8 protein-coding genes are annotated in these 9,241 nt (G+C 63.1%); 4 read left to right on the forward strand and 4 right to left on the reverse strand.

All coding sequences use genetic code 11. The annotated features are described in order from the left end of the window. Positions 1 to 23 precede the first annotated feature (23 nt). The 4 genes from WBG06_RS25165 to WBG06_RS25180 all read left to right on the forward strand — a co-directional run bounded on the left by WBG06_RS25165 (position 24) and on the right by WBG06_RS25180 (position 2,889). On the forward strand, positions 24 to 689 hold the full coding sequence (locus WBG06_RS25165; protein WP_336740363.1) for a hypothetical protein: 666 nt from the start codon (positions 24 to 26) through the stop codon (positions 687 to 689). Between the two features lie 115 nt (positions 690 to 804). After that, entirely contained in the window at positions 805 to 1,455 is a 651-nt protein-coding gene (locus WBG06_RS25170; RefSeq protein ID WP_336740364.1) for a hypothetical protein, read from the forward strand. A 255-nt stretch (positions 1,456 to 1,710) separates the two neighbouring features. Continuing rightward, complete coding sequence (locus tag WBG06_RS25175; protein WP_336740365.1) at positions 1,711 to 2,232, forward strand: IS110 family transposase; 522 nt, start codon at positions 1,711 to 1,713, stop codon at positions 2,230 to 2,232. A 9-nt stretch (positions 2,233 to 2,241) separates the two neighbouring features. Beyond that, the gene (locus tag WBG06_RS25180; protein WP_336740368.1) at positions 2,242 to 2,889 is read left to right on the forward strand and encodes a transposase; all 648 of its coding nucleotides are present in this window, start codon (positions 2,242 to 2,244) and stop codon (positions 2,887 to 2,889) included. 315 nt (positions 2,890 to 3,204) lie between these two features. On the opposite strand, the gene WBG06_RS25185 is transcribed toward WBG06_RS25180, so the two are convergent. The 4 genes from WBG06_RS25185 to WBG06_RS26540 all read right to left on the reverse strand — a co-directional run bounded on the left by WBG06_RS25185 (position 3,205) and on the right by WBG06_RS26540 (position 9,190). Next, a complete protein-coding gene (locus WBG06_RS25185; protein WP_336740369.1) occupies positions 3,205 to 3,864 on the reverse strand; it encodes a hypothetical protein in 660 nt (219 codons plus the stop codon). A 492-nt stretch (positions 3,865 to 4,356) separates the two neighbouring features. Further along, entirely contained in the window at positions 4,357 to 6,579 is a 2,223-nt protein-coding gene (locus WBG06_RS25190) for a hypothetical protein (RefSeq protein ID WP_336740371.1), read from the reverse strand. A gap of 125 nt (positions 6,580 to 6,704) precedes the next feature. Beyond that, positions 6,705 to 8,018 (reverse strand): esterase/lipase family protein, encoded by a 1,314-nt coding sequence (locus WBG06_RS25195; RefSeq protein WP_336740373.1) that lies wholly within the window; start codon positions 8,016 to 8,018, stop codon positions 6,705 to 6,707. Positions 8,019 to 8,947: 929 nt separating this feature from the next. Next, positions 8,948 to 9,190 (reverse strand): site-specific integrase, encoded by a 243-nt coding sequence (locus tag WBG06_RS26540; protein ID WP_442945505.1) that lies wholly within the window; start codon positions 9,188 to 9,190, stop codon positions 8,948 to 8,950. Positions 9,191 to 9,241 lie beyond the last annotated feature (51 nt).

Genomic DNA, 9,241 nt, shown 5'->3' on the forward strand with positions numbered 1-9,241 from the left:
TCGCGTATGCGAAACTATCTGTCATGCGTCTCCTGGGTGTAGCCGAGGCAGCCGAGCGCCTCGGTGTCTCCACGCGACAGGTGCAACACCTCGTCGCCAATGGAGAGCTTCGTCGGGTGGCGCGTGGTGTCGTGGACGAAGCCTCGGTCGAACGCCTCATCGCGGTTCGGGGTGGTTCGCACCGTCGCGCGTGGTCGGAAGCCACGGCGTGGGGTGCGGTGGCGATCCTGTCGGGGTCGGATGCCGACTGGATGGGGGAGCGGCAGCGATCCCGTGTCAGGGCGCGACTTCGCGAGCTGTCCGCGATCGACCTGGTCGATCGGGCCCGCGGGAGAGCTGATGTGACTCGCTACCGCGCTCATTCCAGCGCAGGCAAGTACCTCGTGGCGGAGTTGGTCTATCCGGTCGGTGCGGCCGCCGCCTCGCTTGGACTCGCAAACACGACCAACATCGACGGATACCTCGCGGTCGACGAGGTTGCCGGAGTCGTGTCGCGGCATGGGTTGACGCCTGACGAGGAAGGTCGCGTCTCGCTCCGCGCGACAACGATGGACCTCGATCGGGTGCGCGACCTATCGAAGAGGAGCGTCGTGCTCGCCGCAATGGATCTGGCCGAATCTCTGGACGTACGTGAACGACGAGCCGGCCTCGAGGCGATCGAGCGCGCGCTGGAGGCCTTTCGTGATTGAACGCTCCACCATCGAGGTGTCGAGTCCAGTCGGTGGATGGGGTGACCCGTGGCCGAACGTCGCTGAGATCGAGACTGTGTTGACTCACGCGAAGTGGACGCTCGTCGGAGGCCTCATGGCACAGCTCCACGCCATCCATCGAGGCATCGACACCATCCGGCCGACGAACGACGTGGACATCGTGCTGCACGTCGAAACCACTCGCGGCGTCGCTGCTGAAGCCGCGTACGCCTTGGAGTCGATCGGGTACGTGTTCGCTCCGTCGATCGATGCGCGAAACACAATTGCCCACCGCTTCGTTCGGGGAACCTCGCGGGTCGATCTCGTTGCCAGCGCTACGGATGTCGTCGACGTACTGGTGGCCGACCACGCCGCTCCCCGGGTGATCGAGAAGCTGCGTGGCAAGCACATGATGTCGATCGAGGGTGGAACTCAGGCGCTGCGGCGAACGATCAACGCCCGTCTGCGGATCGCGCCGGGACAAACGACGACGATCAGCGTGCCCTCCCCGTTCGGTGCGCTGATCCTCAAGGCTGCTGCGTACCAGACCGACTCACGCGACAAGGAGCGTCACCTCCAGGATGCGGCGCTCCTATTGTCGGTGATCGAAGATCCCTACGCAGAGCGCCAGCAATTCGCCGGGTCAGACAAGGCGCGCCTGGCGGCGCTCGCGAAAGCCATGCCGAACAACGCGAGCGCCTGGAGGGCCCTCCCTGCAGATCGACAGGCTGAAGGGCAAGCCGCCCTGCGCATCCTCACGGGTTGATGCCGTCCGGCTCGATTGAGACATTCGCGGCTACTAGAGGATTCCCATAGGGCCGGTGTCTGGCCAGACTCGGTCCAGGTGTCCGGCGGGAAGCTCTCCTTGCGGCTGCCCACCTGCTTGCTGGTGTGGCTCACTATCGGTCTGCAGCCCGCCGGACGCCGCTGACGAGGCGTGGCTCCAGAAGGGACTGCCCTAGTCGTAGTAGCGATGCCCACCTCGCCGTCCACATCGGAACAAGCACAGGCGGAGCAGCGCATGAGTCAGGACGTCGAGCACGTGATCATCGGGGTCGATCCCCACAAGCTGTCAGCCACGATCGAGGCCGTCGATCAGCAGGAGCAACTGCTCGGCTCTGGCCGGTTCACCACCGACCAGGCCGGCTACACCGCGATGCGGAAGTACGCGAAGAGCTGGCCGAAACGGATCTGGGCGGTCGAGGGGGCCAACGGTGTCGGGCGTCCCGTTGCGCAACGACTCCTCGAAGACGGCGAGCATGTCGTCGACGTGCCGGCCAAGCTTGCCGCCCGGGTCCGACTCTTCGACACCGGTCACATCCGCAAGACCGATGCTCGTGACGCGCACTCGATCGCGATCGTCGCGGTCCGCACCAAGACTTTGCGCGTACTCCAGGTCGGTGGCGAGCTGGAAGCACTCCGGATGCTCACCGATCGCCGCGAAGCACTGACTCGGCGGCGGGTGCAGACCGTCGATCGACTTCAGGCGCTGCTGGCTGAACTGCTGCCTGGCCAGGCGAAACGCGATATCACCACCGGCTAGGCCAAGGCGATGCTGGCTACGGTTCGCCCCCGAGACATCGCAGGCAAGACCCGTCGCCGGATCGCCGCCGAGGAGCTCATCGAGCTGATCGCAGTCGAAGCGAAGATCAAGAAGGCCACCGCCGAACTCAAGGCCATCGTGCTGGCCCGCGGCTCCCGACTGATGGACCTTCACGGCGTCGGCCCCGTGGGCGCGGCCCGAGTCCTGGCCGACGTCGGCGATGTCACTCGCTTCGCCGACCGCAACCGGTTCGCCTCCTGGACGGGCACCGCGCCCCTCGATGCATCCTCCGGTGAGCAGAACCGACACAGATTGTCCCGAGCCGGAAACCGACGGATGAACCACATGATCCACATCGCCGCGATCAGCCAGATCCGGCTCAACACCGAGGGCCGCGCCTACTACCTACGCAAACGAGCCGAGGGCAAGAAGTCCCTCGAGGCGATCAGGTGCCTAAAGCGCAGGATCTCAGACGCGATCTACCGCCAGCTTCTTGAGGACGCACAGCAAGTCGCGCTCGAGAGCGATGGCACGGGTCCGGGAGGGCACTGCAGGGCGTCTCAAGAATCCAGCGCGGCCGACCTCCCCCTGCTCATCGACACTTCGGATCAGCCACTTCCCGGACCCGCGGACAAGACGCTACGCCAGACCGGTTGACAACAGAAGGGAGCCGGAAAGACACGGGTCCTGAGTAGCGGGCTCGGAACGATGCCGCGGCCAGCTCGGCGGCCGTCATCGACAGTAGCTGGAACGGCAGCAGCTTGGATGCGGTGGACAATCGACACCTCACGTGACGGCCCACAGCGAGACCTGGCCTTGCTCGCCGCCAACACGGCGAGGCCCCCGGACAGGTCAACGCTAACGACGTTGGGGCCAGCGCCGCTGGCGGCGATAAGCCACGCCTCGCGCGCTCGCGACAGATCACAGCTTGACCTAAGGTGGGCATGCTTTCCGGCCCCGTTGTGTTCCGCCTCATACGTCTGAACTTCTCGCGCGAATCTCGATGATCAGTACTTGTACGAGCGATTCCTGCGCCCGCTCGACGCGGCCACGAGCACCTCGGTAGGCGGCGGCGTGCTTCTTGACGAACTTGCTGCCCAGAAGACGCTGTGCCTCGCCTTCGATCAATGGTCGGGTCGCCGGGTCCGCGAAGTTCTCCTCAAGATACTGCCTTGGAGCGCCCAAAAGTTTGGCAGTTGCATAATTGGCAGTGTCTGAGTTCTGCGAATGTATGGCGCTCCAACGCCGCACCGCGTCATGCAAGTTCTCGGCGTCGGTTTCGAGATCCCAAAGTGCGCTTCGGAACCGCCAAAGGCTGGCGGTCAGGTCACTGGCTGCTATTTCGTGCCAGAGGTCGAGGTCGGCGCTTTCAATCAGTTCAAGCGCGCGCTTGGATTTCTTCGGTATTGGAACGATGGAGGTGTAGTCCTCAAGGAGGCGAGGGCGCTGTAGGACCATGAGCAGTGGATGTACCAATCGTCGGCTCACTGCTCGGGCCTCAGCTTTGCGACGCTCAGTCGCAGCTCGGCGTTCGAAGATGTATAGCGCCAGAGCGACGAGGGAACCTGTGACGGCACCTACGATCAGGTCCGGAACAAAGCTCGACCAATTGCTGAGCATGAGTGGATTCACGGAGCAAGTCTCGCAGCGGCGCGTCCCGGTCGTCACCGAAATTTGTCCACATCCGAAAGTCGTGGCCTCGGCGCTGAAACCTCCGCCTGTGCGAGGACCAGAACGGGAACGTTCGTCTCCAGCCGTTGTCCAAGCGCAACCTGGGGCATGGCGTGAAGGGATCCAGGATGGTGTTGGAGATTGACCCGGTCACAATGGCCGCTAGGCGGCGATAAGATGCGACCGGGACGGCGCGCCGCCACACAGACGCAGCGACTCCGACCAGCCATTGCCGTCCCGCGCTTGCACTCGTGCGCAATCTGACGATGTCGGGTATCACGAGCAGCCGCGATCGGTGAGCGTCGGCTCTGCTCAGGAGTCCGTATGCGACCAGCCGCTGATGAAGAACGTCAAGGTCCGGGCGCCGTTGCGCACTCCGATTCCGTACAGCCACTCGACCCAGATCCCAGCCCCATCGTCTGGCGCGGCCGAAGCCTTTCGCAGTAGCCAGTTCTAGGCTTGATGGGATAGAAGAGCTCGGGCGGTGCGCCGAACTGCGCCAGAGATGTGGTTGGACGCGAGCTCTTCGATGTTGGGCAGCAACACCTTCGGTACCCGGAATTTGGCATCCTTGAGCGCAGAGAGAATCGCGGTGACAGACGTGGTTCCGTCGGCTGTCAGGAGTGCACGAACTCTATCGGTAGCGAACTGGTCCCACGCTGAAGTGGTTGAAAGCCCGGAGACCAAGCCGTGGCCCGCATACGCCCTAACCCAGGCATCACTGTCGTAGCTCATGTGGAGGACAAGCCCGAGAAGCCAAGGGTCCTCACTTGCCTCGAGGATAAGGCCGGCGGTTCGTGCAGCCTCTCTGCGCGCAGGGGCTTCTGGATCCTCCATTAGAGTCGAGATCGCGGCGGCGACGTCTGAGCGGGGGATGCAATTGCTGGCTGCCAGCAGGCGCAAAGCTGGCGGGAATGGCCGGATCGACGGCTTGATGATCGAGTGGCCGTCGGACGGGTAAAGCAATGCCTGAGCGTGGGCGGACATTGCCTCCCGCGTCGACTCCGGAAGGGGCTGACGAGACGAGGCGAGGCGATCGAAAGCCGCCCCTTTGTGCTCGCTAAGCACAGCAGGGTCAGTGAGGAAATCAGTGAGCTCCGTCCAAAGTTCAGTCACTCCTGCGCGGGTGATGAGGGCTGCGGCGACGTCCGATTCGGGTATCCCGCCCATGCTGAACATGCCGCGGGCCGCCTGCGTACGGGTGTTGCGCATGGCCTCGCGGACGACATCGAGTTCCAAGGGTCCGAACTCGGCATCATCTGTGAGTCCCAGGATCAGTCGATCAATGCGTTCAGCGACGGTGTTCAGCTGATGTAGCTCGTTAACCTCGCTGAGGGTACCCAAGCCATGCTCGACCACTCTACGAACCTCTCGCCCGGGTTGATCATTGCTAGCTTGCAGCCAATCATTCCATCCGGCTGTGTCGCCATGACCGAGGACGCTCCAGTCAAGCTGGTTCAGTGCAGTTGCGAGAGCTCGGTCGAGCAGTTGTTCCTCGGGATCCGCGTTGCGGACCTCGACCAGCATTAGTTGGCTGAAGGTTTCGATGCTCTGCGGCGTGTCGGCGAGCGACGCGAACGTCAACCAGGCTTGTTCGGACCGTAGGTAGCTGAGCTCGTGTTGTCCGGGTAAGTCGAACGGTCCGCCGGCGTCCAGAACGCGTTTGATTGCGTCGCGTCCGAACTTCTTCTCCTCGGGTGCGAGCAGTGGAGCCGAAGCACGGATGACACGGAGTTCCAGCGTTCGAAGTGCATAGACGTCTGATCGGCGGGACAGGATCTGCCTTGTATCTGCGAGCAGAACCTCGAGCGGACCGTTGGCCGTCAACCATCTCAGCATCAGTTCGAGATCGCGCTTTGCACCCGAGTGACGCAGGAGCCGGGGCACCTCGCGGATGTCCCCACGGCCTTGGGTCTGAAGGTCAACCACGCGCGTCTGGGCGAGTTCCTTGCGGGCTGCGTACACATCGTGATGTCCGAGCAACTCAAGACCAAGCACGACATAGAACGGGTCTGTTGGTCCGAGAATGTTGGTTTGGTTAGAGGGTGTCCCCGTGGCATGGAACGCAAAGTTTTGCGCGAGAACTCCGGCGTAACCCTCACCCTTCATCGCGTTCAAGAAGCGAATCTGGTCTGGCTGGCCGCGCGATGGTCGCGGCGGCCGGGTCTCGAAAGGAAGGAGACTATGCGCGGCGTCCTCGAGGGCCAGTTGAATATTCTGCAGCGTCAAGGCGAAATTCTCATACACCACAGTGGTCTCGAACGGCTCGCATAACTCGGGCTGGAAGTTCACCAGTTCTGCTATTGCGGCCTGGGCAAGTCCCTCGTAAGGGCGCCCGGCATCCCGATTCCGAAGGGCTCGCTGCTGGAACAGGGCGGCTCGCATAAGGCTTGCATCCGGCGACTTGTCGCGTTCGCAATGGTCAAGGCTGGCGTCCAACACGGCATCGCAGGTCGCGTAGTCATCTAGTTCCGCGGCTGCCGCACAGGTTACGAGCGCGGCCGCGACGAGCCGACCGTGATCGGAATGGGAATAGTTGAGCACGGTTTGCCGGAGCTGGGACAGGCCGGCATTGGCGGTTTCTGCTTGTATGGAGTCGGCGAACGCGGCAAGCAGCGGGTCGCGCTCGTAGCCATCAGCGGTCGAGTCCCCCCGACGTTGGTTCTGCTCGCGCATCTGGCGACGCCAGGATCTGCCTAGGACGCCCTCGGCGAGTTCGTTCCAGGGTTCCATGTGCGCGTCCGCGCGCGTGCTTCCGAGCATCACTTGAGGACGCAATACCGATGCTACCCATGCGAGGCTCAACTCTGATCTCCAATCTGACCGGGCTGCTCCAGAACGGTCAATGCGGTTCTCGAGGCGTCAGTTAACGGCCGACTGCGCGGGTCGCGTCGCACGACGCTTTGTATCCAGTCGGACAGCGCGAACTTCAACTCTTGATTGTCTTTGGCCCCTCGGACCATGACTGTTCGCGGCCCCTCGGCAGTGATCCACTTGGCTATGACCGGTACTGCCTGTTCGTGCACGTCGCCTACCGTCGCGAGCCCGACAGTCAGGTCATATTCCGCCCGAGCACGATTTGCCGCATCTCTGGCATTTTGCTCGTCGCGCTGACTTCCAGAGATAACTTCGGCGGCGTCGGAGACGGCGATCAGCAGGTCGATCGCTGTGCCATGTGGCATGTCGCGGTGGTCCTCGACGGCAATGGCGCCGGTGCTGCTCTCCCGTCGCGCATCGTTGTACTCTGACTCCCATCGGCCGCTCTGATGACCCCAGTACTCGGTGACCAGCGTCGAACGACCGCGCACGGCACGAGGCGCACGCCGTGCTCGATACTGCTGCTCATTGATCCTCTGTCGCGCGGCGACGACTTGTCCGATATTTTCAAGCAACCAGGAGACTTGAGGTGCCGACGACGATTCTGGCTTGACGATCGACGCGTGGGTGCCATTGAGGCGCAACTGCTGGTTATACGGGATTGCAAAGGTTGCACTGTAATCACTGACAAAGGCATCACTACCGGCGATGCATGCGAATCGCGGAAGCCACACCCGATGATCAGACGGGGGATCGCGCAGGTCGCTGGTCATCTCCCTCGTAAAGAAGTCTGCAACTCGATTGCCCTCCTTGGAGAAGCGCTTGAGCGCTCGAAGTTCAGGAAGCAGGTGTCGGACTCCGGGAATTGCCAGACCGGTGCCGGAACGCGGGGATGCAAAGTAAGTGATTGAGGCGAGTTGGTGTAGCGGGCGCAAAGCCTCTTGCTGGGGGTCCTGCACCACCTTCTTCAGTGCGGCATCGCTCATGACTCCGCCTAGGCTGTGCCCTACGAGGTGGATCCGCTGATATGCCCTGAGCTCGCGGATCCCGGCCACGAGTTGCTCCTTGTAGAACGACAGGCCAGCGGTCGTTAGGCCCGACCTGTCGAGGCGCCGCCGTGCAGTTCGATAGTCGAATGCTGCGACGTCCAGCTTCGCTGGCCCGTCGAAGACATGGGCCGGAAAATCGAGCCATGTTCCGCTCCCCGAACCGCCGAGACCATGGGTGAACAAGACAACGTCCTCGGTGGGAGTCCCTGAGTGCCGGTGGAGGGTCACTCCTGTCTCGTCGAATGTCATCGGCCCATTGAAAATGGGCTGAGTAACGGTGATCAACGGACACCTTCGTCTCGATCGTCAGGTCCACCGGTCGTCTCCTGATCAAGGTCGACCTTATCGAGGTCCTGGTTCTTGTGTGGGCATATCCGATGATCTCGAACGAGCCGGGCCAGTAGCGTTCACCCGCTCGCCGGACACTGCATCGGAGTCTTCGGCCAGGGCCACTTGTTACACAGGTCGCTGTTCTTGGTCAGTCTGCGCCCTCGAGCCGCTTCTCGCGTCACCCGCTGTCCGTGAGTCGAACTCAAACGGAGTGGTCGCGTCGGACCGGGCGAAGTTGACGTGCCCCTGCTCAGCGGTCGGATGCCAGCGACGTAGGCGGTGAGGAAGTGGACTCCGTGGCGGTCGAGGTTCCCGCGGGCGCGGTCGTAGTGCTCGGTGGTTCTGGGATCCGTGTGCCGGGCCAGGATCTGGGCGTTACGGAGCGGGACGCCCCGCATCGAGGGCGTTGGTGATGGCTGCGTGCCGCAACGAACGCGGGCTGATGTGCCGCGCTATCCCCGTGGCGTTCGCGACAAGCGTGACCATCCGGTAGGCATCGCGATGGTCGTTCGCTTGCCCGACACCGGCCGCAGGATCAGCCGGCCGGTCTTCCGTGCGCCCCGGCAAGCCTCCAGGACGCGGAGGACCGGGACGGTCAGTGGCATTGGCGCGGGCTTGTCGCCCTTGCCGACCAGGTGGAGCACTCGGTGGCCCCGCAGTGTCTCGGCGTAGTCCTCGATCCGGACCGCTGCGGCCTTGGAGGCGCGTAGTGCGTTGATGCTCTACAGGTAGGCCAGGGCGCCGTGGTGGACGGTGATGGTCTGGGCGATCGGAAGGAAGCGGATCAGTTCGAGTCGGTCGAGGCCTTGGGTTCGGGATTCGTCTGTGTGGACCTTTGGTAGCCGTGCTTAGACGGCGGGGTCGGCCGGAATTAGCCTGTCGATGTGAGCGAAGCGGAAGTAGCCCCGGAGTCCGTGCATCATCGTGTTGATCGAGGACGCCATGAGACCGGCTTCGCCCAGGTTGCGGATGTAGAGCTCGACGTGGGCGCGTTGGATCCCGTTCAGAGGGTCCAACCCGTTGGTCTGGCACCACGTGAACCAGCGGCGCAGCTGGTAGGTGTAGGGGACTGCTGCAGGATCTGGTGACAGATTGGGTCACGCAGCCTGAGTGGCTGGTGTGGTCATGATTGTCTCGTACTC

This window comes from Nocardioides sp. CCNWLW239 (assembly GCF_037137035.1).
Lineage (GTDB): Bacteria > Actinomycetota > Actinomycetes > Propionibacteriales > Nocardioidaceae > Nocardioides.